Annotated in this window: 23 protein-coding genes; 12 read left to right on the top strand and 11 right to left on the bottom strand. The window is 64.3% G+C overall.

Translation table 11 applies throughout. The features are described from left to right. Nucleotides 1-31 precede the first annotated feature (31 nt). On the top strand, nt 32-529 hold the full coding sequence (purE, locus tag RFM98_RS29275; protein ID WP_320312010.1) for a 5-(carboxyamino)imidazole ribonucleotide mutase: 498 nt from the start codon (nt 32-34) through the stop codon (nt 527-529). Beyond that, entirely contained in the window at nt 526-1,602 is a 1,077-nt protein-coding gene (locus RFM98_RS29270; RefSeq protein ID WP_320312009.1) for a 5-(carboxyamino)imidazole ribonucleotide synthase, read from the top strand. Before purE ends, RFM98_RS29270 begins: the two co-directional genes overlap by 4 nt. Before the next feature lie 7 nt (nt 1,603-1,609). Here the strand turns inward: RFM98_RS29270 and RFM98_RS29265 are convergent, their stop codons facing one another. Next, the gene (locus RFM98_RS29265; protein ID WP_320312008.1) at nt 1,610-2,032 is read right to left on the bottom strand and encodes a lysozyme inhibitor LprI family protein; all 423 of its coding nucleotides are present in this window, start codon (nt 2,030-2,032) and stop codon (nt 1,610-1,612) included. Nucleotides 2,033-2,290: 258 nt separating this feature from the next. Between RFM98_RS29265 and ykgO the strand changes: the two genes are divergently transcribed. The 3 genes from ykgO to RFM98_RS29250 all read left to right on the top strand — a co-directional run bounded on the left by ykgO (nt 2,291) and on the right by RFM98_RS29250 (nt 4,390). Next, nucleotides 2,291-2,416 carry a type B 50S ribosomal protein L36 gene (gene ykgO / locus RFM98_RS29260; RefSeq protein WP_006203764.1) on the top strand — a complete coding sequence of 42 codons (126 nt, stop codon included), beginning with the start codon at nt 2,291-2,293 and terminating at the stop codon, nt 2,414-2,416. Between the two features lie 133 nt (nt 2,417-2,549). After that, nucleotides 2,550-3,173: a tetratricopeptide repeat protein gene (locus tag RFM98_RS29255; protein ID WP_320312007.1), complete on the top strand. Its 624-nt coding sequence runs from the start codon at nt 2,550-2,552 to the stop codon at nt 3,171-3,173. A 155-nt stretch (nt 3,174-3,328) separates the two neighbouring features. Beyond that, nucleotides 3,329-4,390, top strand: coding sequence for an alpha/beta fold hydrolase (locus RFM98_RS29250; RefSeq protein ID WP_320312006.1), 1,062 nt, complete (start codon nt 3,329-3,331; stop codon nt 4,388-4,390). A 231-nt stretch (nt 4,391-4,621) separates the two neighbouring features. Here RFM98_RS29250 and pyk read toward each other — a convergent pair whose 3' ends face one another. Next, nucleotides 4,622-6,049, bottom strand: a complete 1,428-nt coding sequence (gene pyk, locus RFM98_RS29245; RefSeq protein ID WP_320312005.1) for a pyruvate kinase — start codon at nt 6,047-6,049, stop codon at nt 4,622-4,624. Next, the gene (locus RFM98_RS29240) at nt 6,046-6,534 is read right to left on the bottom strand and encodes a DUF1036 domain-containing protein (RefSeq protein ID WP_430681789.1); all 489 of its coding nucleotides are present in this window, start codon (nt 6,532-6,534) and stop codon (nt 6,046-6,048) included. Before RFM98_RS29240 ends, pyk begins: the two co-directional genes overlap by 4 nt. A 236-nt stretch (nt 6,535-6,770) precedes the next feature. Here RFM98_RS29240 and RFM98_RS29235 point away from each other — a divergent pair, with 236 nt between their 5' ends. The 3 genes from RFM98_RS29235 to RFM98_RS29225 all read left to right on the top strand — a co-directional run bounded on the left by RFM98_RS29235 (nt 6,771) and on the right by RFM98_RS29225 (nt 9,504). Further along, nucleotides 6,771-7,568 (top strand): N-formylglutamate amidohydrolase, encoded by a 798-nt coding sequence (locus RFM98_RS29235; RefSeq protein WP_320312004.1) that lies wholly within the window; start codon nt 6,771-6,773, stop codon nt 7,566-7,568. A 58-nt stretch (nt 7,569-7,626) separates the two neighbouring features. Then, nucleotides 7,627-7,935 carry a DUF1244 domain-containing protein gene (locus tag RFM98_RS29230; RefSeq protein ID WP_320215679.1) on the top strand — a complete coding sequence of 103 codons (309 nt, stop codon included), beginning with the start codon at nt 7,627-7,629 and terminating at the stop codon, nt 7,933-7,935. 360 nt (nt 7,936-8,295) lie between these two features. Then, entirely contained in the window at nt 8,296-9,504 is a 1,209-nt protein-coding gene (locus RFM98_RS29225) for an MFS transporter (protein ID WP_320312003.1), read from the top strand. A gap of 61 nt (nt 9,505-9,565) precedes the next feature. On the opposite strand, the gene RFM98_RS29220 is transcribed toward RFM98_RS29225, so the two are convergent. Beyond that, nucleotides 9,566-10,459 (bottom strand): LysR family transcriptional regulator, encoded by an 894-nt coding sequence (locus tag RFM98_RS29220; protein WP_320312002.1) that lies wholly within the window; start codon nt 10,457-10,459, stop codon nt 9,566-9,568. Nucleotides 10,460-10,555: 96 nt separating this feature from the next. On the opposite strand from RFM98_RS29220, the gene RFM98_RS29215 reads away from it, so the two are divergent. Beyond that, nucleotides 10,556-11,512 (top strand): SDR family oxidoreductase, encoded by a 957-nt coding sequence (locus tag RFM98_RS29215; protein ID WP_320312001.1) that lies wholly within the window; start codon nt 10,556-10,558, stop codon nt 11,510-11,512. 138 nt (nt 11,513-11,650) lie between these two features. On the opposite strand, the gene RFM98_RS29210 is transcribed toward RFM98_RS29215, so the two are convergent. From RFM98_RS29210 to RFM98_RS29185, 6 genes are all read right to left on the bottom strand, one after another. Further along, on the bottom strand, nt 11,651-11,809 hold the full coding sequence (locus RFM98_RS29210; protein ID WP_320312000.1) for a DUF3309 family protein: 159 nt from the start codon (nt 11,807-11,809) through the stop codon (nt 11,651-11,653). Between the two features lie 97 nt (nt 11,810-11,906). Next, the gene (locus tag RFM98_RS29205) at nt 11,907-15,083 is read right to left on the bottom strand and encodes an efflux RND transporter permease subunit (RefSeq protein WP_320311999.1); all 3,177 of its coding nucleotides are present in this window, start codon (nt 15,081-15,083) and stop codon (nt 11,907-11,909) included. Nucleotides 15,084-15,155: 72 nt separating this feature from the next. Further along, nucleotides 15,156-16,394 carry an efflux RND transporter periplasmic adaptor subunit gene (locus RFM98_RS29200; RefSeq protein ID WP_320311998.1) on the bottom strand — a complete coding sequence of 413 codons (1,239 nt, stop codon included), beginning with the start codon at nt 16,392-16,394 and terminating at the stop codon, nt 15,156-15,158. 364 nt (nt 16,395-16,758) lie between these two features. Next, a complete protein-coding gene (locus RFM98_RS29195) occupies nt 16,759-18,180 on the bottom strand; it encodes a coniferyl aldehyde dehydrogenase (protein WP_320311997.1) in 1,422 nt (473 codons plus the stop codon). Nucleotides 18,181-18,407: 227 nt separating this feature from the next. Beyond that, on the bottom strand, nt 18,408-19,538 hold the full coding sequence (locus RFM98_RS29190) for a patatin-like phospholipase family protein (protein WP_320311996.1): 1,131 nt from the start codon (nt 19,536-19,538) through the stop codon (nt 18,408-18,410). 204 nt (nt 19,539-19,742) lie between these two features. Beyond that, a complete protein-coding gene (locus RFM98_RS29185) occupies nt 19,743-20,843 on the bottom strand; it encodes a citrate synthase/methylcitrate synthase (RefSeq protein WP_320311995.1) in 1,101 nt (366 codons plus the stop codon). Nucleotides 20,844-20,932: 89 nt separating this feature from the next. Between RFM98_RS29185 and RFM98_RS29180 the strand changes: the two genes are divergently transcribed. Beyond that, entirely contained in the window at nt 20,933-22,078 is a 1,146-nt protein-coding gene (locus RFM98_RS29180) for a citrate synthase (RefSeq protein WP_320311994.1), read from the top strand. A 263-nt stretch (nt 22,079-22,341) separates the two neighbouring features. Here the strand turns inward: RFM98_RS29180 and phaR are convergent, their stop codons facing one another. After that, entirely contained in the window at nt 22,342-22,941 is a 600-nt protein-coding gene (gene phaR, locus RFM98_RS29175; RefSeq protein WP_320311993.1) for a polyhydroxyalkanoate synthesis repressor PhaR, read from the bottom strand. Nucleotides 22,942-23,246: 305 nt separating this feature from the next. Between phaR and RFM98_RS29170 the strand changes: the two genes are divergently transcribed. Together RFM98_RS29170 and phbB are read left to right on the top strand one after the other, a co-directional pair. Next, nucleotides 23,247-24,434 carry an acetyl-CoA C-acetyltransferase gene (locus RFM98_RS29170; protein ID WP_320311992.1) on the top strand — a complete coding sequence of 396 codons (1,188 nt, stop codon included), beginning with the start codon at nt 23,247-23,249 and terminating at the stop codon, nt 24,432-24,434. Nucleotides 24,435-24,551: 117 nt separating this feature from the next. Then, nucleotides 24,552-25,277 (top strand): acetoacetyl-CoA reductase, encoded by a 726-nt coding sequence (gene phbB / locus RFM98_RS29165; protein ID WP_320311991.1) that lies wholly within the window; start codon nt 24,552-24,554, stop codon nt 25,275-25,277. The last annotated feature ends 764 nt before the right edge of the window (nt 25,278-26,041 follow it).

Raw genomic sequence — 26,041 nt, 5'->3', positions numbered from 1 at the left:
CTAAGGCGCGCCTTTGCCGGGGAGCACACAATTGACCGATCACCGTGCCGACGTCGCCATCATCATGGGCAGCCAATCCGACTGGGCGACGATGCGCCAGGCGGCGGAAACGCTGGAGGCGCTGGGCATCCCGCACAAAAGGCTGATCGTCTCCGCCCACCGCACGCCCGACCGCCTCTATGAATTCGCCAAGGGCGCCAAGGCCGCCGGCTTCAAGGTCATCATCGCCGGCGCCGGTGGGGCGGCGCATCTACCCGGCATGACGGCGGCAATGACCCCCCTCCCGGTCTTCGGCGTTCCTGTCGAATCCAAGGCGCTGTCGGGCCAGGACTCGCTGCTTTCCATCGTGCAGATGCCGGCCGGCATCCCGGTCGGCACGCTGGCCATCGGCAAGGCCGGCGCCGCCAATGCCGCACTTCTCGCGGCCGCCGTTCTGGCGCTCAACGACGACAAGCTCGCCGCCCGGCTCGACGCTTGGCGCTCGGCGCAGACCGCCAAGGTCGCCACCGAGCCGACGGACGCGCCGTGAGCCTGGCTCCCGGATCGACCATCGGCATCATCGGCGGCGGCCAGCTTGGCCGCATGCTGGCAATGGCCGCCGCCCGCCTCGGCTACCGCGTCGTCGTGCTGGAACCCCAGGCCGACTGCCCGGCCGCTCAGGTCGCCAACCGGCAGATCATCGCCGCCTATGACGATCCGGCAGCGCTCGCCGAATTGGCGGCCGCCAGCGCCGCCGTCACCTACGAATTCGAAAATGTCCCGGTCGCCGCCGCCGAAACGCTTGCCGCAAAAGTTCCGGTCTATCCGCCGGCCCGCGCGCTCGAAGTGGCGCAGGATCGCGTCACCGAGAAAAGTTTTTTGAACGGCATCGGCATTCCCACAGCCGAATTCTGCCCGGTCGACAATGACGATCAGCTGACCGAAGCCCTGAAGAAGTTCAACGGCAGCGGCGTACTCAAGACCCGCCGCATGGGCTATGACGGCAAGGGCCAGCGCGTCTTCCGCAACATGGAGACGGCTGGCTTTGCCGGCATCTGCGAGGCGATGGGCAATGCGCCGCTGATCCTGGAATCGCTCGTCGCTTTCGAGCGTGAGATTTCGGTGATTGCCGCGCGTGGTCTCGACGGATCTGTCGCCGCCTTCGATCCGGCCGAGAATGTCCATCGCGAAGGCATATTGCGCAGCTCCACCTTGCCGGCGGCCATCCGCCCGGAAACGGCTGCCGCCGCCAAGGATGCCGCCTCGAAAATCCTTTCCGCGCTCGACTATGTCGGCGTCATCGGCGTCGAGTTCTTCGTCCTCGCCGACGGCTCGCTTCTGGCCAACGAGCTGGCGCCGCGCGTGCACAATTCCGGCCATTGGACCGAGGCCGCCTGCATCGTCTCACAGTTCGAGCAGCATATTCGCGCCGTCGCCGGCCTGCCGCTGGGCTCGCCTGCCCGGCATTTCGACTGCGTGATGGAAAACCTGATCGGCGACGACATGCTGAAAGTGCCGGCGCTGCTCACCGAGCCCGACCTGATGCTGCATCTCTACGGCAAGGCCGAGTCGCGCCCCGGCCGCAAGATGGGCCATTTCACGCGCCTCATCCGGGCGCGGTAAGCTTCGCTTATTGCAAATCCTGGTCGTCGTCGCCGTCCGGGTTGGCGCAGCTCGGATCGCTCAACTTACAGTTGGCGTCGGAGGCGAGCTGCTTTGTGCGCTCGGTGGTAAGCCGCGTCAGGCACTGCGACACCTCCATCGGATGGATGGAGCCACCTTCGCTGTCGGCGGTCGAATAGGTGCATTCGGCGTCGCGGAAAGCGATCCAGGCGCGCTGCGCCGTCTGTAAGAGCTTGTTCGAGGCCTGATCGTTGCGGCTGACAAGCTCCTTGTAGGCGGCGTTGAGCTTGGCGTCGGCCGCCTGATAGTCGGCATCGGCACAGATGTTCATCATCGACTGGCTGTCGTCATTGCGGTCGCAATCCTCGGCAAAGGCTGCAGGAGCTGTCGCCAGAAGGACAAGGCAGGCGGATAGAAAGAGGCGGCGCATGGGGATCTCCAGTCGCTTGGGCGTGGATCACTATCCCAGCCGCCCCACCATTCCAGTCGCCTTTGAGTCGCGCAATGCCGTGCCAGGTGGATGGCGAATATTTGATATGCCGCGCCACTTGTGGCATTCGGGCATGCGCATGTGGTTGACAGGGGCAAGGCTCCTCGTTTATGAGCCACGCAAGTTCAAAGGCGCGCTTTTTCCGGGCGCGCCTTTAAAATTCGGCCCGGGACGGGCCCCGACTGAACAGGCAAGACCATGAAGATCAAGAATTCGCTCAAGGCGCTCAAGGCGCGTCACCGCGACAACCAGCTGGTTCGCCGCAAGGGACGCATCTACATCATCAACAAGACCGCTCCGCGCTACAAGGCGCGCCAGGGCTGAGCCTTGCGCGCGGCGCTATGCACGTCGAACGACCTGCATGAAGCCGCGCCGCGCTGATGTCGATTGCCGGTTCGCCGGCCCTCTCACGCTAAAATCATTTGGACGATCCGCCCCCCGGGATTAGATTCCGGTGATGCGGATTCGTTTTGCATTTTTCACCGCTCTTTTGCTGGCCGGAACAGCTTTTCCTGCTGGAGCAGAAGAGGTGCCAGGCGCGCTGCCTCCGGACGCCGGGCCGCCTCCCGCCATGACACCGCCGCCGGCCGCCCCAACCAGGCAGGGTCGCCTCGACCAGCTCTTCACCGACTTGAAGCGCGAGCGCAACGAAAAGGCCGCCGAGCGCATCGCCGGCCGCATCTGGAACGAGTGGAACCAGTCCGGCAGCGCCTCGATCGACCTGATGATGCAATGGGCGCAAAAGGCGACGGAAGACCAGAAATTCGACGTCGCGCTCGATTTCCTCGACCAGGTCGTGACCTTGCAGCCCAACTATGCCGAAGGCTGGAACCGCCGCGCCACCGTCCACTTCCTGATGAAGAATTACGGGAAGTCGATGGCCGACATCGACCGCACCCTGCAACTCGAACCACGCCATTTCGGCGCGCTCTCGGGCCTCGCCCAGATCATGACCGAGACCGGCCACAAGCAGTCGGCGCTGGAGGCCTGGCAAAAGGTGCTTACGATCTATCCGATGATGCGCAGCGCCCAGGACCAGGTCTCGACGCTTTCGGAAGAACTTGCCGGCGAGGGTATCTGAGGGAGTAAGGGAATAGGGGAGTAAGGGAGTATGTTCTAAGCGTCATAGAACGGCACTCGGAAATGCTCCCCCCTACTCCCCTACTCCCCTACTCCCCTACTCCCCTACTCCCCTACTCCCCTACTCCCCTACTCCCCTACTCCCCTACTCCCCGCATGAACCTCATCGGCGCCGCCTTCCTCTTCCTCATCGCGTTCCTTTTTGCCCTCGCCGGTGTCACCCGCGTCGGCGTCTGGTCGATCGAGCGACGCAGCCCGCCTGCCGGCGCGTTTGCCGAGATCAACGGCATGCGCATCCATTACGTCCATATCCCGGCGTCTGCCGGCGCCGACCTGCCCCCGGTCGTCTTCATCCATGGCGCCAGCGCCAACCTCAAGGACCAGATGCTGCCGCTGAAGCCCTTGCTCGCAGGCCGCGCCGAGATGCTTTTCCTCGACCGTCCGGGCTTCGGCTGGTCGGAGCGCGGCGACAACGAAACCTTGGCAGCGCAGGCCGATACGATCGCTGCGCTGATGGACCGCCTCGGCATCGAAAAAGCCATCATCGTCGCGCATTCCTTCGGCGGCGCGATCACCACGGCCTTCGCCCGCCAGCATCCGGAAAAGACGCTCGGCCTCGTCTTCGTCTCGCCTGCCACGCACCCCTGGCCGGGCGGCGCGACCGCCTGGTACTACAAGCTCGCCGCCATGCCGGTCATCGGCTGGCTGTTTTCCGAAACGCTCGCCTATCCGGCCGGCATGCTGCGGATCGGCGATGCGACAGCCTGCGTCTTCTCGCCCAACAACCCGCCGGCCGACTATGTCGGCAACGCCTCGATCCCGCTGGTTCTGAGGCCATCGGCCTTCCGCGCCAACGCCCGCGATGTCGCCCAGCTCTACGACTATGTCCGCGTCGCCTCGCCGACCTACCGCGAGATCAAGGCGCCGACCGTCATCATATCGGGCGACCGCGACAAGGTGGTCTACGCGACAGTCCATTCCGTCGGCCTGGAGCGCGACATTCCCGGCGCCGAACTGATCTGGGTCCACAATCTCGGCCATAAGCCGGACTGGATCGCGCCCGACCTGGTGGTCGGCGCCATCGAGAAAGCGGCCGGCGCGCCGGTCGACCTGCAGGCGATGGCGAGAGTTGTGGAAAGGCGCATCGCCAGCGACGGGCAGGGCGCCGGCAAATGCCCCGAGCTCAAGGTGCCGGACGCCGAACTCGCGCCAGGCTAGCCAAGCCCGCCGGTGGAAGTGCTCCAGGGTGTGTTGAGATTCGGGTCAGGCCGAGTCGAAAATGGCGGATTCCGAGAACCGGCCTACGCCGGCCGTAGCCTTCACGGACGGAGACACTTGTGAGGGCTTCGGCCGGCGAAGGCCGGAGCGGAGCGTACTTTTCGTACGTGAGCACCGGAAGCGCAGGAAGCCGTCATTTGCAGACCGGCCTCACCCGCATATCAACGCACCCTAATGCGTATCCGACCCGACATAGGCAATGCGCAGCATGTTGGTCGATCCTGGCGTCCTCAGCGGCACGCCGGCGGTGATGATGACACGGTCGCCCGGTTTGCCGAAACCTTCGTCGAGCGCGATCCTGCAGGCCCGGTCGACCATGTCGTCGAGGTCGATGGCGTCTTCCGAAACCACGCAATGCGTGCCCCACAGCAACGATAGCCGGCGCGCGGTGTTGAGGATCGGTGACAGCGCCACGATCGGCACCTGCGGGCGCTCGCGCGCGGCACGGAGCCCGGTTGTGCCGGAAGCGGTGTAGGTGATGATCGCCGACAGCTTCAACGTCTCGGCGATCTCGCGCGCGGCGAGCGAAATCGCATCGGCGCCTGTCGCCTCCGGTTCCGAGCGCTGCGCGTTGATGATGCCGGCATAGGTCGGGTCGGTTTCGACCTTGGTGGCGATGCGGTTCATCATGGCGACCGCTTCGACCGGATAGGCGCCGGCCGCGGATTCGGCCGAAAGCATGATCGCGTCGGCTCCCTCGAACACGGCGATCGACACGTCGGAGACCTCGGCGCGGGTCGGCACAGGGGCGGTGATCATCGATTCCAGCATTTGCGTGGCGATCACCACCGGCTTGCCGGCACGGCGAGCCGCGCGCGTGATCTGCTTCTGGATGCCGGGCACTGCTTCCAGCGGCATCTCGACGCCGAGATCGCCGCGGGCGACCATCAGCGCGTCGGAGAGTTCGATGATCTCGCCCAAACGGGCGACCGCCTGCGGCTTTTCGATCTTGGCCATGATCAGCGCGCGCCCGCGTGCGATCTTGCGGGCCTCCGCCAGATCCTCCGGCCGCTGCACGAAGGACAGCGCCACCCAGTCGACGCCGGTGGCAAGCACCGCGTCGAGGTCGGCGCGGTCCTTCTCGGTCAGCGCGCCGACCGGCAGGTCCGTGTCGGGCAGGCTGACGCCCTTCTTGTCGGAAATGCCGCTGCCGGCAACGACGGTGCAGGTGATCGACTTGCCGTCGCTCTTCAGCGCCTTCAGCTCAAGCTTGCCGTCGTCGATCAATAGACGATGACCGGCCTCGACCGAGCTCAGGATTTCCGGATGCGGCAGATAAACCCGCTTCGACGTGCCAGGCTCCGGATTGTCGTCGAGCGTGAAGGTTTGCCCTGCCGTCAGCGTTTCCTTGACATTGGCGAATTTGCCCACCCTGAGCTTCGGCCCCTGCAGGTCGGCAAGGATGCCGATGGGCCTGCCGACCGCCGCCTCGACGGCTCGGATGCGGCCGACCAGCGTGCGCATCAGCTCGTGATCGGTATGGCTCATATTGATGCGGAAGACATCGGCGCCGGCTTCGAAGAGCTTTCTCAGCATTTCCTCGGAGGAGGACGCTGGACCGATGGTGGCGAGGATCTTGACCTTGCGGTTACGTCTCATTGACTGTTTGTTCCCGGAGCGGGGGCCGCTGGCGTGCCTCCCGTTGCGGGCTCGTCGGTCAGCTGGACCATCCAGCTAGCCTGCTCGCCCGTGTCATATTCCTGAAATCCGGCGCGCTGAAAGCCCCGGGCGACGCAATCATTCACGCCGGCAATCTTGAACTCTTTTTCGGCGACGCACATGTTGGTCGGGCCGTCCCAGCGCCCGCCGCGTTCGGCGTCTTCTGCATAAAGATAGTAAAACCTTGATGACAGCGGACCCTCGATCAGCGTCTTGCAGGTCGATCCTTCGATATGCCACCAGCCCTCGGTGATCCAGCCGGCCTTGGCGCGATAGCCGATGCCGACGCCCACCAGATTTTGCGTTGCGTTGCAAACGCGGAAGTCGGCCCGGGCCGGAGAGGTCGCGCCAATGGCGCATAATCCCGCGCCGACGATCAGCAACGGCATGGCCAGGCGCTTGCGCAACCGACCGCCAAAACCCATCGCAGATCCCCTTGCGAACCACATTTGCATCTCTCGACGCCCCTTTTCAGCAAACTCCGGTCGCATGTCAACGCGCCGTTTTGTTCAATTCCAATCGATTTAGAAGGGCCCGTCGCGCATATTCTCCTCCCATCGGGGATTTTTTGCGGAAACCTTGGCCAAACAACGGCATTGCGCCAGCGTCCTCTTCGTGGAATGACGATACCACATCGCAGCCGCCACCCCCTTTTCAGCTGATGACCCGATCCACAGTTTTCACGCCATTCGACATTGTCGAGGGCGACCGCAAGAAAGGCGTCGTGCTTCTCGCCGACCACGCCCGCCGCGATCTCCCAGAGGAATATGGCAGTCTCGGTTTGCCGGCATCCGAATTCGACCGCCATATCGCCTATGACATCGGCGTCGAGACGGTGACGCGCGAGCTCGCAGCAGTGCTCGACGTGCCGGCCGTGCTTGCCGGCTTCTCGCGGCTGCTGATCGACCCCAACCGGGGCGAGGACGACCCTACCATGATCCGTCAGCTCTATGACGGCACCGTGGTGCCGGGAAACTATCCGATTGCCCAGGAGGAACGCGAGAGGCGGCTCGACCGCTTCTACCGGCCCTACCATGACGCCGTCGGCGCGATGATCGCCTCCGTAGCCCATGCCTCGGGCAAGGCGCCGTTCATCTTGTCCGTGCATTCCTTCACGCCGGTGATGCAGGGTTTTGTCCGCCCGTGGCACGTCGGCGTGCTGTGGGACCTTGACGACCGCGTGGCGCGGCCGCTGATCGATATGTTGGCGCAGGACAAGTCCCTCTTCGTCGGCGACAACGAACCCTATGACGGCGCGCTGCGCGGCGACACCATGTTCCGTCACGCCATCGTCAACGGCTATGCGCACGCGCTGATCGAGATCCGCCAGGACCTGATCGCCGACCGTGCCGGCGCTCTCGCCTGGGCCGAACGGCTGGCGCCGATCGTTGACGCAATCGATCGCCGTGCCGATATACATGCCGTAAAAATGTTCGGCTCGCGCACCGGGCCGGCATGAAGGGCCGAAAGGCCTGGCATTTGCGTGAAAAGGCCGCCAAGGCCGGGAGTTTCCCGAGATGACCGAACTCAGCGATGACCAGAAGCGCGACTTCGAGGCAGCCGCTTTCCGCCGGCTGGTGAAGCATCTGCGCGAACGCGGCGATGTCCAGAACATCGACCTGATGAACCTCGCCGGCTTCTGCCGCAACTGCCTGTCCAATTGGTACCGCGAAGCCGCCGACGCCGAAGGCGTGGCGCTGTCGAAGGACCAGTCGCGCGAGATCATCTACGGCATGCCTTATGCCGAATGGCAGGCATTGAACCAGACCGAAGCGTCGGAGGCCAAGAAGGCCGAGTTCGAGGCAAGGCGGCCGAAGGATCACTAGGGCGCAGTCGCCTACGACGTCGTCATCCTAGGGCGTAGCGACGCGAAGCGGAGCGCAGACCCTAGGATCCATGCCGTTACGCTAAGGCGTTGCAGCGGTTACAGAATTCTGCACGGTTGCACTCCACATCGAAGGTCACGGAATGGATCCTCGGGTCTACGCCGCGTAGCTTCGCTCCTTGCTCCGCCCGTGGATGACGAACGGAGAGGCGTTTCTGCCAACCTCCAAAGCCGCAGCATGCCACGAATGGGACCGACCCTGTTCGCTCCTTGGTCCAAGTACTTCCTTGGTGCGGTCCTTGACTAGAAATTGAATCGATCTAATTTGCCGCGCAAAGCCATTGACCTAGCGGACTTCACCATGAGCGTGCAAACCACGATGCAAGTCGCGACGCGCGGCCGCTGGGCCGTCGCCGGTATCTTCCTGGCCAATGGTTTTCTCACCGGCAGCTGGGCGCCGCAGATCCCCGTGTTCCTGACCAGGCTGGACATCACCAAATTCACGCTCGGCCTGCTGATCCTTCTGTTCGGCGTCGGCGCGGTCATCGCCATGACCTTGTGCGGCCACCTCATCTCCAGGCACGGATCGCGCACCGTGACTCAGCTGTTCGGCATCTGCGGCAGCTTTGGCCTGCTGATCGTGTCGCTCGCACCCGATGTTCCTCTGGCGGCCATTGCCATGCTCGTCTTCGGCGGCTCGATCGGCGGCATGGATGTCGCGATGAACTCGAATGCCGTGGTGGTGGAAAGAAAACTCTCCCGGGCAATCATGTCCTCCTCGCACGGCTTCTGGAGCCTTGGCGGCTTCGCCGGCGGCGCGCTCGGCGGCTATTCCATCCAGAACTACGGTTATCTCTCCCATGCCATAGCGGTCACGGTGATCGCCTTCGCCGTCATCGCTATTGCCATCCCTTATCTGGTCGCCGAGGACCGGCCGCAGGCCGTCGAGCATCAGAAATTCACGCTGCCGCGGCACACGGCCGTCTACCTCGTCGGGCTGATGGCGTTGCTCACCATGATCTCCGAGGGCGCGGTGCTCGACTGGGCGGCGCTCTTCCTGCATCAGGAGCTGGGCGCCGACCTCGCGATCGCCGGCCTCGCCTATGCCGCCTTCTCCGGTGTCATGGCGCTGATGCGCTTCCTGGGCGACGGCGTGCGCAACCGGTTCGGCGCGGTGGCGACGCTGCGAGGCTCGGCGCTCGTCGCGGCCGCCGGCATGCTGGTCGCCGGTCTCTCGCCCTCGCCTTACCTTGCCATTGCAGCTTTCGCCTTTTGCGGCTTCGGGATTGCCAACATGGTGCCGATCCTCTTCTCCGCCGGCGGCAATCAGGAAGGCATGTCGTCAGGCACCGGCATGAGCGTGGTCACCACCATGGGCTATTCCGGCATCCTGGTGGCGCCGTCGGCGATCGGTTTCGTCGCCGAGCATTCGAGCTTCGGCCCGATCTTCATCGCGCTATCCGGACTGCTCGTCATCGTGCTCTTGATGGCCGGAATGGCTTACCGGGCCGAATTCGCCCCCGAGCCGGATGATTTCAGGTCGGATCGACCTGAAATCATCCGGCTCTAGGATCAGAGAAATAGAGCATGATGTCGTCCGAAAACCGCTTCACACTTTTCGGCATCATGCTCTAGCCCGTACCGGCCGAGTAACGCTTCAACTCCTCATGCAGGAAATCCGCCACGCGGCGGATGCGCATGCTGGTGCGCACGTCGCGATGCATGGCGAGCCAGACCGGCAGGTTCGGCAAGGGCACGCCCGGCAACAGCTTTTCCAGGTTCGGATCGCGCGCGGCCAACGGCTCCTGGCCGATACCGATGCCGTTGCCGGTCCGCACTGCTTCCCACAACACGATCTGGTTGTCGGTCCTGAAACGGAAATGGCTGCGGCCGACCGGAATGCCAATCGAGGTGAACCCACGAATGATCTCGTCGCTGCGGTCGAACCCGATCAGCGCGTGATCGATGAGGTCGGCGGGCTTCTCGGGGCGGCCGCGCCGGTCGAGATAGGAGCTGGCGGCGCATAGGCAGAGCGGGATGTCGGTGACCTTGCGCGCCACCAGTTCGTTCTGTCCCGGCCTGACCATGCGGATGGCGATGTCGGCGTCGCGACGCAGCAGGTTCTCGACCTGGTTCGAGGCGACGATCTCGATTTCGATGCCCGGCTCTTCCTCGCCAAGCCGCGCCATCATGTCCGGCAGCACGAAGGCGGCGACCACCTCCGAGGCGGCGATGCGCACCGTGCCCTCGATCGCCTCGACCGAACCCAGCGCCAGCAGCGAGAATGCATTGGCCTGCTCGCTGACCGCCCGGCCGCGCTCATAGAGCGTGCTGCCCGCCTCGGTCAGTTCGTAGCCGCGTCGCCCACGCCGGAACAGCGTGACACCCAGCGCCTGCTCAAGCTCGGCGATATGGCGGCCGAGCGTCGGCTGGCTGGCCGCAAGCCTGCGCGCGGCGGCCGAAAGGCTGCCGGTTTCTGCGACCGCAACAAAACTCTTGATCAGGTTCCAGTCGAATTCTTTCATTCATTTTTGAATAACAGATCGCCAGTCTTAGTCAATTTCAATTCGCCTGTGAACATACCAGATTAGCCGGGCAAGCACAGACAACGGAGACGAACAATGACCAAGATCGCAATCCTCGGCGCCAATGGCCGGCTCGGCCGCGTGGTTGGCAAGGCTTTCATCGACGCCGGCTTCGAGGTCCGCGCCGTCACCCGCACCGGCAAGGTACCGGCTGAGCTCAAGGGCGCCACGGCCGTTGCCGGCGACGCGCTGGACCGCGAATCCCTGGTCCGCGCCACCGAAGGCGTCGACATCGTCTTCAACGGCCTGAACCCGGTCTACACCGACTGGGGCAAGTGCATGCCGATGGCCGAAAACGTCATGGCCGCCTGCCGCGCGAACAACACGCTGCATCTCTTCCCCGGCACCGTCTACAATTACGGCTCGCCGATGCCGCAGGTGATCACCGAGGAGACCCCGTTCCATCCGACCACCGAAAAGGGCCGCATCCGCTGCGCCATGGAAAACCTGTTCCACGGTGAGGCCGAGGCCGGCCGGGTGCGCACGGTTGTCCTGCGCGCGGGCGATTTCTTCGGCGGCACCGGCTCAGGCTCCTGGTTCGACCTCGTCGTCGCCGCCAAGATGGAGAAGGGCGTCTACACCGCGCCCGGCCCGGCCGACCTTACCCATGAATGGGCCTACCTGCCGGACTTCGCCGTGGCCTTCGTCGGCCTGGCGCGCAATCTCGACAAGCTCGGCTTCTACGAGGCCATCAACTTCCCTGGCCACGCCATCACCGACCTCGACATCAAGGCCGCGGCCGAGAAGGCGCTCGGCGGCAAGCTTAAGCTCTCCTTCATGCCCTGGTGGGTGCTGCGCGCCGGCAGCCCGTTCGTTGCCATGTGGCGCGAGATCGTCTCCATGTCCTATCTGCGCTTCGAGGCGCACCGGCTGGTCTCGACGCGGCTGGAAGCGGTCATCGGCGAAATCCCCCACACCCCGCTCGACCAGGCCGTGAAGGAAGCGCTGCAGGATATCGGCTTAAAAGTGGGGTCGGCACGCCTGGCCGCCTGATCGCAACATGCCAAAAAGCGGCCGATCCGGCAGCCCGGCTGCCAACCACAAAGATCGGTCGGCTATGCCTGCGTTGGCAGATGGCATGCCTTGGAGATTGGCTGAAGCCTCCCGACAATCCCTGGGTCGAGGAACAGGTCAGATCCGGCCCAACAGCAACATAATCAGCAGAACAACCAGAATAACGCCGACAATCCCCGACGGGCCGTAGCCCCAAGAGCGTGAATGCGGCCAGGCCGGAACGGCGCCGATCAGGATCAGGATCAGGATGATTACGAGAATAGTACTTATCGTCATGACAAACCCTCGCCTTCTGATTGAAATCGAAGGGACAATGCAAAAAGCCGCCGGGTAGTTCCCGGGCGGCTTTTATCCTTGGGGTTGTGAAAGCGCACTATTCCGCGGCTTTCGGGAAGGCGACCGCCGGCTCGGCGCCGGCCTCGCTGGCCGGTTCGTCGGTCGAGACCTTGCCCTTGCCGCGCCGGAACAGGCGGCCGAGCCAGTTGCGCCGCTGGCCGGGCTTCACCTTGGCGCGGGTGAACACCATCAGCATCGACGGCGTCACCACCAGCGTCAGCAGTGTGGCGAAGGACAGGCCGAAGACGATCGCCGAGGACAGCGAAATCCACCATTGCGTCGACGGCGCGTTGATCGTCGTCTCGTGATGGAAGATTTCCAGGCCGAGGCCGAAGGCGATCGGCAGCACGCCGAGAATGGCCGACACCGCCGTCAGCACCACCGGCCGGGCGCGCTCGCGGCAGGTCTGCAGCACCGCGTCCATCTTGTCCCAGCCCTCCTCGCGCAGCCGGTCATAGGTGTCGATGAGCACGATGTTGTTGTTCACCACCACCCCGGCGAGCGCGATGACGCCGATGCCCGACATGACGATGCCGAAGGCCTCGCCCGTCAAAAGCAATCCGAGGAACACGCCGATCGTCGCCATGACCACGCAGGACAAGACAAGCCACACGCTGGTGAACTTGTTGAACTGCGCCAGCAGCACCAGGAAGATCAGGAAGAGCGCCGCGCCGAAGGCCTTGCCGAGGAAGGCGCTGGCCTCCGCGCTGTCCTCGTTGGAGCCGGCAAGCTTCCAGCGGATGCCGCTGCCGAGATCCATGTCGGCGACCGCCTTGGTGACCTGCTCCTGCACCGCCGCGACCTGCGCGCCGGCGCTGACATTGGCCTGCACCACCACGGTGCGCGCGCCGTCGATGCGGTTCAGGATACCGACGGTCGGCTCGGGCTTGCGCACGACGAAGTTCGAGATCGGCACCGACCCTTGCGAGGTCTGCACCCGAAGCTCGTCGAGCGTCGAAAGTGTGCGCCGGTCCTCCGGCAGGCGCAGACGGATGTCGACCGCGTCATCGGCGCCGGCCGGCCGGTATTCCGACAGCTTGAGCCCGTTGGTCACCAGCTGCACCACCGTGCCGACCGAAGTCGGGCTGATGCCATATTGCGCCGCCTTGGCGCGATCGACATCGATTGCCCAGTCGACGCCGGGCGGCGGCAGGCCGTCCGAAATGTCGATGACGTTGGGTATCTTCCCGATGCGCGCCGCCACCGCGCGCGCCTTGTCGTCGAGCCCGGCCGGGTCGGCGGCCGACAGCCTGATCTGGATCGGCTTGCCGGTCGGCGGCCCGGCTTCCGGCACGCGCACCTCGACATCGACGCCGGGAATGCCCGCCATCACGCCGCGCAGATCGTCGAGGATCTGGTTGGCGGACTTGCGCTCGCGCCAGTCGACGAACTCGTACTGGATCACGCCGACCACGTCTTCTGGAACATCCTGGCCGCCGCCTTGCGCCTTGCCGACGCGCGTATAGACCGACTTCACCCCCGGCCAGCCGAGCAGGCGGTTTTCCGCCGTCTTGGTCGCGACGTCCATTTCGGCAAGCGAAAGGTTGCCGCGGGCATGGACATAGAGCAGGCCGTAATCCGGCTCGACGCTAGGGAAGAACTCGACGCCGGCGCCATATTTCGAATAGGCGAAGCCAACGCCGACCAGAAGGCCGACGGTGAGCAGTATGACGGTGATCGGGAAGCGCACCGCCTGCTTGACCAAAGCCATGTACCAGCCGTCGCGATGATCGTCCTCGTGATGCTCCGGCGCCTTGGCGAAGATCGCGCCCAGCGTCGGCGCGAAGACCAGCGCGTAGAGCATCGAGGCCGACAGCGTCACGATCAGCGTGATCGGCATGTACTTCATGAAGTCGCCGATGATGCCGGGCCAGAACAGCAGCGGCGAGAAAGCAGCGATGCGCGTCATCGTCGCCGCGATCACCGGGCCGGCCATGCGCTTGGCGGCTAAAGCGAAGGCGTCCGCCTTCGGCATGCCCTCGCTCATGCGCCGTTCGGCGAATTCGGTGACGATGATGGCGTCGTCCACCAGCATGCCGACCGCCAGGATCAGGCTGAACAGCACGATCATGTTGATCGTGTAGCCCATCATGGCAAGCAGCAGGATGCCCATCAGGAACGACGACGGGATGGCAAGGCCAATCAGCAGCGAGGCGCGGCCCGACAGCGCATAGAGGATGACGATGAACACCAGGATGACCGCGATCATCACATGGTTCTGCAGGTCGCCCAGCAGCTGGTTGACGAAGACCGATTTGTCCTGCGTGTAGGTGACGTGCATGCCTTCCGGCATCGTCTTGATGAAGGTGTCGGACACCTCCCTGACATGGTTCAACGTGTCGATCAGGTTGGCGCCGATGCGCTTCTTCACCTCGATGGCGATCGCCGGCTTGCCGTTGAGGCGCGTCACCGTCTCGGCGTCCTTGAAGGTCGAGCGGATGGTGGCGATGTCCTTGGCCTGCACCACGGCGTTCGGCGTGGCGACCACCGGCAGGTTGGCGACATCTTCCGGCGTCTCGATCAGCGACGGCACCTTGACCGCGTATTTGCCTTCCGAACCTTCGAGGTTGCCGGCTGCGACCAGGCTGTTGGAGGAGGCGACGCCCTGGATCACCTGGTCGAGCTGCAGCCCATAGGAAGAGAGCTTCACCGGGTCGATGACGACCTCGACGAGGTCGTCGCGCGCGCCCTGCAGCGAGCCTTCGAGCACGCCGGGCACCTCCTCGATGCGGTCGCGCAGCTCGCGCGCCGCTGCAGTCAGCACACGCTCCGGCACATCGCCGGAGAGTGTGACGACGAGGACAGGAAATTCCGAGACGTTGACCTCGTTGACCGTCGGCTCCTCGGCCGCCTGCGGCAGGTCGGCCTTGGCGTCCTGCACCTTGCTGCGCGTATCCTGCAGCGCCGTCGCCAGATCGGTCTGCGGCTGGAATTCGACCAGCACGTAGCCGCCGCCCTGGAAGGCAGCCGAGCGCATCTCCTTGAGCCCCTTGAGGCTCTTGAGCTTGCTTTCCATCGGCCGCAGCAGCAGGCGCTCGGAATCCTCCGGCGAGATGCCCTGATAGATCAGGCTGACATACATCATTGGAATCGGAACGTCGGGCTCCGCTTCCTTCGGCGTCGACTGGTAGGCGACCCAGCCTGCGACAAGCAGGAACATCAACGCCGATATTGTGAGGCGGGCATTGTTGATGGCGAGTCTGACGATATCCATGACTTCGGCCTGTTATTCTTCGGGCTGCGAACTGGTCGCCGCCGGGCTGCCCCGGCAAAGGCGCGTCGTGCTTTACTGCGTGCCGGCGGTGGCTTCGCCGATCAGCTTGCTGATGGTCGCCTGGTCGGCCTCGACGGGCTTCACCGGGTCGCCTTCCTTCACCAGTTCCTGGCCGGCGACGATGATGCGCGCGTCTTCCGGGATGCCGCCCAGCACCAGGCCGTGCGGCGTGTCGTCGACCAGGTCGATCGGGAAGAACGCCACCTTGTCGTCCTTGCCGACGGCGCGGATGCCGAGGTCGCCCTTGTCGCCCAGCGTCACCACCGAGCGCGGCAGCATGACCGCATTGGTCGGCTCGGCGCTGAGCGCGATCTCGGCCGTCATGCCTGCGGGGATCGAGCCGTCGCCATTGGGGATCGCCACCTCGACGCGGAAGGTACGTGTCTGCGACGAGGCATCGCGGCTGATGTAGCGAACCGTGCCGGTGACCTTCTGGTCGTTGACCAGGCGCACATCGGCCTCGTCGCCGATCTTGACGTAGCGCAGGTCGCGCTCGCTGATCTCGCCGCGGGCGATCACCGGATCGAGCTTCAGGATCGTCGCCACCTCGCCGCCCTGCATCACCGAGCTGCCGAGCTCCACCGGAATGCGGTCGATGACGCCGTCGAACGGGGCCTTGACCTCGTTGCGGTCGAGTTCGGCCTGCGCGGTATCCAGCTGGGATTGCGCCTGGGTCAGATTGGAGCGGGCGGTATCGAGCTGCAGTTTCGGCAGATTGCCGGTCTTGGCCAGCCGCTCCGCGGCATCGATCTCGGCCTTGCGCTGCACGACAAGCTGCTTGGCGTTGTCGACCATCGAGATCTTTTCCTCGGCCGCGAGCATCAGCACGAGGTCGCCGGTCTTGACGTGATCGCCCTGCTTGACCGGCAGCTTTTCGATGACGCCGGCAACCCGCGTCGCCAGCACTGCGCGCTTGTCGGCCTCGGTGAGGCCGGAGATGCGGATGGCGCGTGCATAGGTCTTGCGCGGCGGCGTCACCACAGCGACGGTACGCGGCGCGGCCTTGGGCTCGGCTTGCGCCGTGTTCGGCTTGGCGGCCTCCGGCTTCCCGGCTTCAGGCTGCGCCGGCTTGCCGGCGTCAGCTTGCACCTGTTTGCCGGCAGCGTGCTTATCGGTGGTAACCGACTTGTCGGTGGTAACCGACTTGTCGGCGGCGCTGCCGACGGACGAAAACTCGCCCGTTCCCATCCAGGCCGCGAATCCGATGAGCACAGCAATGGCTGCAAGCTTGTGAAACCTGAATTTCGGCATCGTCATTTTTCCGTTGCAGGACCTGGCGAGGTCGGCGCTCCCGACTTCGGGCGCGCGGCCGATATGGGTGCGCGCAGGGTCCAGTTCAATTTGCCGTGATAGGCGAAGTGCGCCTTCTACCTGAAAGTTGCGGCGCAATATAGTCGGAAAAGTTGCATGAGCATTGCATCATGGAACGCAATAGCTCGACAAATACGGGCTTTTCTGCGAGCCGACCGCCGCTTTTGCGGGCGCGCCGATAATTTTCTATCCTTCCCCACGGTTACTGGCAGCAGCCGTCAGGATGATGCGGAGAACTTCCATAGGCGACGGCGATTGCCCGATTGGAGCACAGTCTTGCCGCGCCATTCTCGGATTGAAGCTGTCAGGTGATGAGGTTCAGCAGCCGGAATATCCGCTCGAAGGTCCTGCCATAGGGCGGGCGGAGCAGGCCGCCGGCGCTGAGCTTCGACTGGATGAAGATCGGCTTTTCCTTGCTGAAGGTGCGAAAGCCCCATTCGCCGTGATAGGCGCCCGTGCCGCTGTCGCCGACACCGCCGAAGGGCTGCCGCTCCTGCACCAGATGCATCATGCAGTCATTGACCGTGACGCCGCCGGCCACGGTTTCCTGCATCACCTTCCGGCGATTGACGCTGTCGCTGCCGAACCAGTAGAGCGCCAGCGGACGCTCGCCCCGGTTCACATGATCGATGGCCTCGTCCACCGTGCCATATTCGACGATCGGCAGCACCGGTCCGAAAATCTCCTCGCGCATCAGCCGCAAATTTTCCCCGGCATTGCGGACCAGCACCGGCGCCATCTTGCGGTCGGTGACGCCGAGCTTCTCATTCGCCGGATTGACCTCGGTGATTTCGGCGCCGCTGTCGCGCGCCTCGGCGACCATGTCGCTCAGCCGCCGATGATGTCGCTCGCTGACGATGGCCGTATAGTCCGGGTTGTCGCGCAGGCGCGGATAGAGCTTTGCGATTGCCGCCGCGAACTTTGCCGCAACCGCCGCGCCCTGGCCTTGCGGGACCATGAGATAGTCCGGCGCGATGCAGGTCTGGCCGGCATTGAGCAGCTTGCCATAGGCGACGCTGGCGACCGCCGCGTCGAGATCGCAGGACGGATCGAAGATCGCCGGCGACTTGCCGCCGAGCTCGAGCGTCACCGGTGTCAGATTGGCGGCCGCGGCCAGCGCCACCTGGCGGCCGACGGCGGTCGAGCCCGTGAACAGGAGGTGGTCGAAAGGCAGGGACACGAACGCCTTGCCGACCTCGGCATCGCCGACAATCACGCTGGCCTCGTCGGCGGCGAAATATGTCTCAACCAGGCTGGCGAGCAGGTCCGAAAATTTCGGCGTCAGCTCCGACGGCTTGATCAGCACGCGGTTGCCGGCGGCCAAAGCCGCGGTCGCCGGCGCGATGGCGAGCTGGAAGGGATAGTTCCAGGGCGAGACGACACCGACGACGCCGAGCGGCTGCGGCAAGAGGCGGTTGCGGCCGGGCAGGAACGGCAGGCTGGTGGCGACGCCGCGCTCGCGCATCCAGGCACTGAGATGCGACAGCGCATGCCTGATGCCGGCGCGCACGACGAACAATTCGGCAAGCCGCGTTTCCTGGGCCGAGCGGGCAGAAAAATCACTGTCGATCGCCGCGCAGATCTCGGCCTCGTGCTTTTCGGTGAGCGCCATGAGGCGCTTCAGCCGGTCCCTGCGCACGTCCAGCGTCGGGAAAGGTTCCTTCTCGAAGGCCCTGCACTGCGCTTCAAACCTGACCCCGAGAGCGTTCTGTCTGGTCTGCAGCATCGCTACCTCCCGTTTACGTCGACGTAAGACTACATCGCGCTGAAGGCGTGATCCAGCGCCCCGCCGGTTCCGCTGGGGAAGATACTGACAATCGGGACAGACTTGCTGACAGGCAGGGAGGCGCCTAAAGCGCGTCGCGCTGAACCGGATTCGGGCGATGCGCTTAGGTCTTTGTTTTGATGCATGTCGTTGTCCCAGAACCGCTGCACACTTCTGGGCGACATGCATTAAGCCCGCCGCCGCGCGGATTCCGGCTTGAGCCGCGCCGCGAGGAATTCCTTGACCCGCCGGCCCGGCGCCGGGCCGTGCAGCGGCTTGAAGCCGTCGTCGAGCTCGCCCGAAAGATCGAGTGTGGCCCGCTGGCCGACGGCGTCGTAGTTTTCCTCCAGCCAGTCGCTGGCAGCGCTTCGGCCGAGGTCGCGCAGATAGGCGATGAAAGCCCATTCGGCATTGACCTTGGACGATGCCGACAGGTCCTTGAAAGCCTCGTCGGCATCGATGCGGTGCATGCGGATGTCGCGATATTCACCGTGCGGCAGGCGCCCGGCCGCGATCAATTCCTTGACGAAGGCGATCGAGCGGAATTCGCGCAAGAGCCCGGCGTTGAAGGTGATCTCGTCGATGCGGTTCTGGATTTCGTTGGCGCTTTTCGGCGTGCCTTCGCGCACCACGGGATTGATCTGCACCAGAAGCACGTCCTCGGTCGCCGCCGTCTTGAAGAACGGATAGAGCGCCGGGTTGCCGCCATAGCCGCCGTCCCAATAGGGAACGCCCTTGATCTCGACCGCCTGGAACAGCTGCGGCAGGCAGGCCGAGGCCATCACCGTATCGAGGTCGATCTCGCCGTCGGAGAAGACGCGCAGCTGCCCGGTCTCGACATTGGTCGCCGAGATGAACAGTTCCATCGACTTGCAGGCGCGCACATTGTCGAAGTCGATCTCCTTCGCCACCACATCGCGCAGCGGATTGAGGCCGAGCGGATTGGCGACATAGGGCGAAAACACCCGCGACATGGTGTCGAAGAAGACATAGCCGGGCGTGTTCTCGATCGACCAGTTGCCCCAGACCACGTCCCACGGCATGCGCTGCACCGGGCTGAAACGGCCCTTCGAGGCCACCGCCCGCCAGAAATCGTCGAGCTTTTGGCGGGCGCCCTCGACGCCGCCGCGCACGAAGCCATCGGCCAGCGCCACCGCGTTCATCGCGCCGGCACTGGTGCCGGACACTGCCGCGATGTCCAGCCGCCCATCCTCGAGCAGACGGTCGAGCACGCCCCAGGAAAAGGCGCCATGCGAGCCGCCGCCCTGCAGCGCGACGTTGATCTTCTTCTTTTCCTCCGCCTTGCCGTTCTTCGCCATGGCGTTCCTTGTCTCGATGCGCCACCAGCCTGACCCCACGTCACGGGACGGAGCAGCTGGCGACCGGCCAATGTTGCAGTGCAGCATATAAGGACGGACCAAGGCAAGAACACGAACACACAAGCGTGATCACATGAAATTTCGGTCATGAAAACCTCTCCGCTTCGAGTGAGCGGAGGGATTGCATCAAGGCGCGTCGCAATATCAGGCGACGAGATCGGGCATCGGCCCGACATAGCGCGACTGCGGCCGGATCAGTCGTCCGGTCTCCCGCTGCTCGCGCGCGTGCGCGATCCAGCCGCCGACACGGCCGGCGGCAAAGACGTTGGAGAATGCCTCTTTCGGGAAGCCGACCGCTTCCAAGAGAAGCGCGGTATAGAACTCGACATTGGTCTGGATCGAGCGCTGCGGCTTGGCGATCTTGAGCACCCCGAGCGCCGCCTGTTCCACCGTCTCGGCGAAGGCCAGCCGGCTGCCCGTTTCGCCACCACTCTTCTCGTTGCGCGAACCGAGCTGCCGTACGACCGCCTTCAGCGCGTCGGCGCGCGGATCGCGCACACGGTAGATGCGGTGGCCAAAGCCCATGATGCGCTCGCCATGCGCGATCTCGTTACGCAGCCATGCGGTGGCGTCGCCGCTCGCCTCGATGGCGTCCAGCATCTCGATCACCGGCCCCGGCGCGCCGCCATGCAGCGGGCCTTTCAGCGCGCCGAGCCCGGCCAGGATCGCCGAAGTCAGTCCGGCTTGCGTCGACGCCACCACGCGGGTCGCGAAGGTCGAGGCATTGAGCCCGTGGTCGCAGACCGTCACCAGATAGCTGTCCAGCGCCATGGCGAGCACCGGCGAGGCGGTGCCGGAGACCATCCGCAGCATGTCGCCGGCATGATCGGCCTTTGCATCGGGAGCGATCGGCGTCTCGCCCCGGCCAAGGCGCAGCAGGGCCGGTGTCAGCACCGCCGGCGCCGCGATCAGCCGCAGCGCATCGGCAAGCTCGTCACCGTCCGGCAGCACGGCCATGCCGGCTCGCATGCCGCTGTAGATGTCGAGCGGCGCAAGCTGGGTAAGCATCGGCCGCACAAGGTCGAACACTTCGACGCGCGCGTTGCCGATCGCCTTCTCCAGTTCGGCATCGCTTGGCAGGTCGTCGAAGAACCCGTCGAACAGCAGCCGGACCACTTGCGCATATCGCCAGCGGCCGGCGAGCTCCATCAGCGAATGGCCCCGGATGGTGAGATGCCCACCCGCGCCATCGACGTCGGAAAGCACCGTGTCGGCCGCCACAACATCATCGAGCCCATTTGCCATGATCGTCTCCTTGACCTTTTGTGCATTGCAATTAATGCTGCACAATCAATGCATCAATCTTGATCAATATAATCAATGTAAGGCGGCAGATGACGGAATGGCTGACGCGGGAGCAAGCGCTGGAGCGGCTGAACGTCCGGCCGCAGACGCTCTATGCCTATGTCAGCCGCGGCCGTATCGGCATGAAACCGGACGACGCCGACCCGCGCCGCAGCCAGTACCGCGCCGATGACATTGCCGCGCTCGCCACCCGCCGCGAACGTGGAAGGAGCCCGCAGGCGATAGCCGAAAGCGCCATCGCCTGGGGCGAGCCGGCCATCGCCACGTCCATCTCGACGGTGCTGCATGGCCGCCTCGTCTATCGCGGCAAGGATGCGGTGGCGTTCTCGGCGGCGGCGACACTTGAGGAAACGGCTGCCCTGTTGTGGGGCTCGGACTCCCCGGTGTCGTTCGCTCCGCTGACCCCTTCAGCCGCTCGGCAAAGCGGCACTCCAACGGCATTCGCCAGGCTCTCGGCGCTCGCGGCCGAAGGCTGGCCCTCACTCGGCCGCAGGCCGGCCATGCTGCAGCACGACGGCGCCGCCGCCACCAGCGCGCTGGCCACGGCGCTTGGCGCGACGCCGGGCTCCGAACCCGTGCATGACAGGTTAGCGCAGGGTTGGTCGGTTGACGCTGTGGGCGCAAAACTCATCCGCAAGGCGCTGGTGCTGCTTGCCGATCACGAGCTCAACGCCTCTACCTTTGCCGCCCGCGTCGCGGCCTCCACCGGCGCGCCGATCGCGGCCTGCCTGCTCGCCGGCCTGGCGACGCTTGCCGGCCCGCGTCACGGTGGAGCCGGTGCGGCGGCGATCGCGCTTGTCGAGGATGCGGAGCGGCTGGGTCCCGATGAGGCGATCGCCCGCTGGCTCGCTCACGATCGACCGCTGCCAGGCTTCGGCCATCCGCTCTATCCGCAAGGCGACCCGCGCGCCGAAGGCCTGTTCGCCGCTTTCAGGATCGATGACGGTCTGCTACGGCTGCGCAAGGCGATTCTTGCCGCGACCGGGCTGCATCCGAACATCGATTTCGCTCTCGCCGCGATGACGCGCAGCCTGCACCTGCCCGCCGATGCGCCGTTCCGCCTGTTCGCGCTCGGCCGCAGCGTCGGCTGGACGGCGCATGCCGTCGAGCAGGTGACCAGCAACAGGCTGATCAGGCCGCGCGCGCGTTACGATGGGCCTGACGAGAGAGGATGACGGCTGTGGCTGCCAACTGCGATTAGCGGAAACGTCTCTCACGTTGTCATCCTAGGGCGGAGCAAGGAGCGAAGCGACGCGCGCAGACCCTAGGATCCATGCCGTTCCATTAAGGCGTTGTTACGGTTCAGAATTCTGCGCCGTCGTGCCCTTCAGCAGGCGTCACGGCATGGATCCTCGGGTCAAGCCCGAGGATGACGAAGGGATAGGCCTTGCCGCCAATCTCGAGCGTTCGCGACCGCCACCAAGCGGCGGCACACCCGTCAGGACATCGTGTCGAGCTTGCGCTGCATGGCCGCGATCTGCGCCTTCAATTCCTGCAGATCGTCGGACTTCTCTTCCTTCTTCGCAGGCTCGGCCGGGGCAGCGGAATTGCCGCCGGCGGACGGGAACGGCGTGAACATGCGCATGGCGTTCTGGAACATCTCGACATTGCGGCGCGTCTGTTCTTCCAGCGCCTTCATCGGCGTCGGCATCTTCATCATGTCCATCGGCGACTTGCCGAAGGCGCCCTTCATCTGCTCGCGGAAACGCTCCTGTTCCTTCGAAAAGGCGATCATCGACTGTTCGAGGAAGCTCGGCACGATCATCTGCATCTGATCGCCATAGAAGGCGATGAGCTGGCGCAGGAACGGGATCGGCAGCATGTTCTGCCCGTCCTTGTTCTCCAGTTCGAAGATGATCTGCGTCAGCACCGGATGAGTGATATCGTCGCCGGTCTTTGCGTCCTGGACCGTGAACTCCTCGCCCTTCTTGACCATCTCGGCCAAGTCCTCGAGCGTCACATAGGTGCTTGTGCCGGTGTTGTAGAGCCGGCGGTTGGCATATTTCTTGATGACGATCGGGTCGTCTTTCGCGGCCATCCGTATCCTCCCCAGGATACCGGCGCGCTCGCGGTAAGCGGCCGGTAACGATTGTGCCCTTTGGCGAGGATATGCGCAAAAGCGTCACAATTCCAAGTGGTTTGTGCACTGCGGCATCAATTAATGCTGCATGGCCATGGCAAAATCCGCCACGCGGTCAACGTCATGTTACCGCAACCGGTGCGCGCTCTGCTTGCCGCGCATTGCGCCCATGCCCATTTCCGGTTTGACTTGGCCCCTTGAACGGGCAAGAAAAGTCTTCAACGATAGCCTAAAACACGACCCCTCGAAGTCTGGAGAAGAAAATGGCCGCTTCCAATTCAATCGTCGTCGCCGGCGCCGCCCGCACCGCGGTCGGCTCCTTCAACGGCAGTTTCGCCGCCACGCCGGCGCATGAGCTCGGCGCCGTGGTGATCAAGGAATTGCTCGCGCGGGCGAGCGTCGAGGCGGCGGAAGTCGACGAGGTCATCCTCGGCCAGGTGCTGACCGCCGCGCAGGGCCAGAACCCGGCGCGCCAGGCCTCGATCAATGCCGGCCTGCCGAAGGAGACCACCGCCTGGGGCCTCAACCAGGTTTGCGGCTCGGGCCTGCGCGCGATTGCGCTCGGCATGCAGCAGATCGCCACCGGCGACGCCAAGGTGATCATCGCCGGCGGCCAGGAATCGATGTCGCTGTCGCCGCATGCCGAGCATCTGCGCGCCGGCGTCAAGATGGGCGACTACAAGATGATCGACACCATGATCAAGGACGGCCTGTGGGATGCCTTCAATGGCTACCACATGGGCAACACCGCCGAGAATGTCGCCCGCCAGTTCCAGATCACCCGCGACGACCAGGACCAGTTCGCGCTCGCTTCGCAGAACAAGGCGGAAGCCGCGCAGAAGGCTGGCAAGTTCAAGGACGAGATCGTCGCTTTCACCATCAAGGGCAGGAAGGGCGACACCGTCGTCGACCAGGACGAGTATATTCGTCATGGCGCGACGCTTGACGCCATGACCAAGCTGAAGCCCGCTTTCGACAAGGACGGCACGGTCACCGCCGCCAACGCTTCCGGCATCAATGACGGCGCCGCCGGCGCGCTGCTGATGACCGAGGCCGAGGCTGCCCGGCGCGGCATCACCCCGCTGGTGCGCATCGCTTCGTGGGCGACCGCCGGCGTCGATCCGGCGATCATGGGCACCGGACCTATTCCCGCTTCGAAGCGGGCGTTGGAAAAGGCCGGCTGGTCGGTCAAGGATCTCGACCTCGTCGAGGCCAACGAGGCCTTCGCCGCGCAGGCCTGCGCCGTCAACAAGGGCATGGGATGGGATCCCGCGATCGTCAACGTCAATGGCGGCGCCATCGCCATCGGCCATCCGATCGGCGCTTCCGGCGCCCGCGTCTTCAACACGCTGGTGTTCGAGATGCGCCGCCGCGGCGCCAAGAGGGGCCTTGCCACACTTTGCATCGGCGGCGGCATGGGCATCGCCCTATGCGTCGAAGCGCTGAACTGAGCCAATAGCGAATAGGGAGTAGCGAATAGGGAAAAATGGCGTCGGCGCGACGGGACATAGATCCCTACTCGCTATTCGCCACTCCCTATTCGCTCCTCCACCAACAGGGAGGAGCACATGTCCAAAGTAGCAATCGTCACAGGTGGATCGCGCGGCATCGGCGCGGCGATATCGGTCGCATTGAAGAACGCCGGCTATTCGGTCGCCGCGAACTATGCCGGCAATGACGAGGCGGCCGCGAAATTCAATGCCGAGACCGGTATCCCGGTCTACAAATGGTCCGTCGCCGACTACGATGCCTGCGCCGCCGGCATCAGGCAGGTGGAGGCCGATCTCGGTCCGGTCGGGGTGCTGGTCAACAATGCCGGTATCACCCGCGACGCCATGTTCCACAAGATGACGCCCGCGCAGTGGAAGGAAGTGATCGACACCAACCTCTCCGGCGTCTTCAACATGACGCATCCTCTGTGGAGCGGCATGCGCGACCGCAAGTTCGGCCGCGTCATCACAATTTCCTCGATCAACGGCCAGAAGGGCCAGGCCGGCCAGGTCAACTACTCCGCCGCCAAGGCCGGCGACATCGGCTTCAGTAAGGCTCTTGCTCAAGAAGGGGCTCGCGCGGGCATCACCGTCAACGTCATCTGCCCCGGCTATATCGCGACCGAAATGGTCAAGGCGATCGACGAGAAGGTGCTCAACGAACGCATCATCCCGCAGATCCCGGTCGGCCGCCTCGGCGAACCGGAAGAGATCGCGCGCTGCGTCGTCTTCCTTGCTTCCGATGAGGCCGGCTTCATCACCGGCTCGACCATGTCAGCCAATGGCGGCCAGTACTTCGCCTGATACCCGATTGTCATTCAGAGCGGGACGGCATTTCTTTGAATCGCCACCCCGCTCTAGATCTTATTTTGAAGCGTGATCTCCCCCTAAAAGCCTGCAACTTTTAGGGATCGTGCTCTGGGCGGCCCTGACATCTGGGCCGCCTTACGCGCCCGCCGGAAAGGCCGGCGCGCCACCTTGCCTCAATTCGGCACGCAAAAGTTAACGGCCGGGCCACGCCCTGTGCGCAACCCGCTTCGCAAGCTGTGAATTTTCGGTGGGCAAGCTGTGGATAACACCATATCTAGGGGTGAACAAACCGGGAAAATAACCGGATCGCTGATTCGTCGCCGATTCGTTCTGGCTTTGGCCGAAAAGTTAACGACAGACGGCGCAAACATCACCGAATTCGTTAAAAGCGATTAAGAAAAATCAACGATTTCATAATCTTGAGGGCCACCCCCAAGTCGACCGCGACCGTTCACCGGCAAAGGTTAACGACGGCCTGGGTCCAGCGAGGACCAAGCATGAATCGGGCCAGTTTGTCGATTCAGCATCTGGTGAGACTCATCGTCAGAAAATCCACATATAGCCGTGAACAAAACCTGAATCAGAACGAGTCAGCGATTCGTCGCTGATTCGTTCCAGACTCGTTCCAGCCGTTAACAACAGCCGATTTCGACCGTCCCCGGCTGGCCTCGCTTGTCCCCAAAGGAACATTCCGCTTTCGCTTCGCGTGCTAAATCCCTATGTGTCGGCTGTCACACGCGGCGGCGCCGCCGCGCCTC

The organism is Mesorhizobium australafricanum, from assembly GCF_033977265.1.
In the GTDB taxonomy this organism is placed as follows: Bacteria; Pseudomonadota; Alphaproteobacteria; order Rhizobiales; family Rhizobiaceae; genus Mesorhizobium; species Mesorhizobium australafricanum.
Note: the sequence above shows the minus strand (reverse complement) of the source record. Positions and strands in the feature narration are given on the sequence as shown.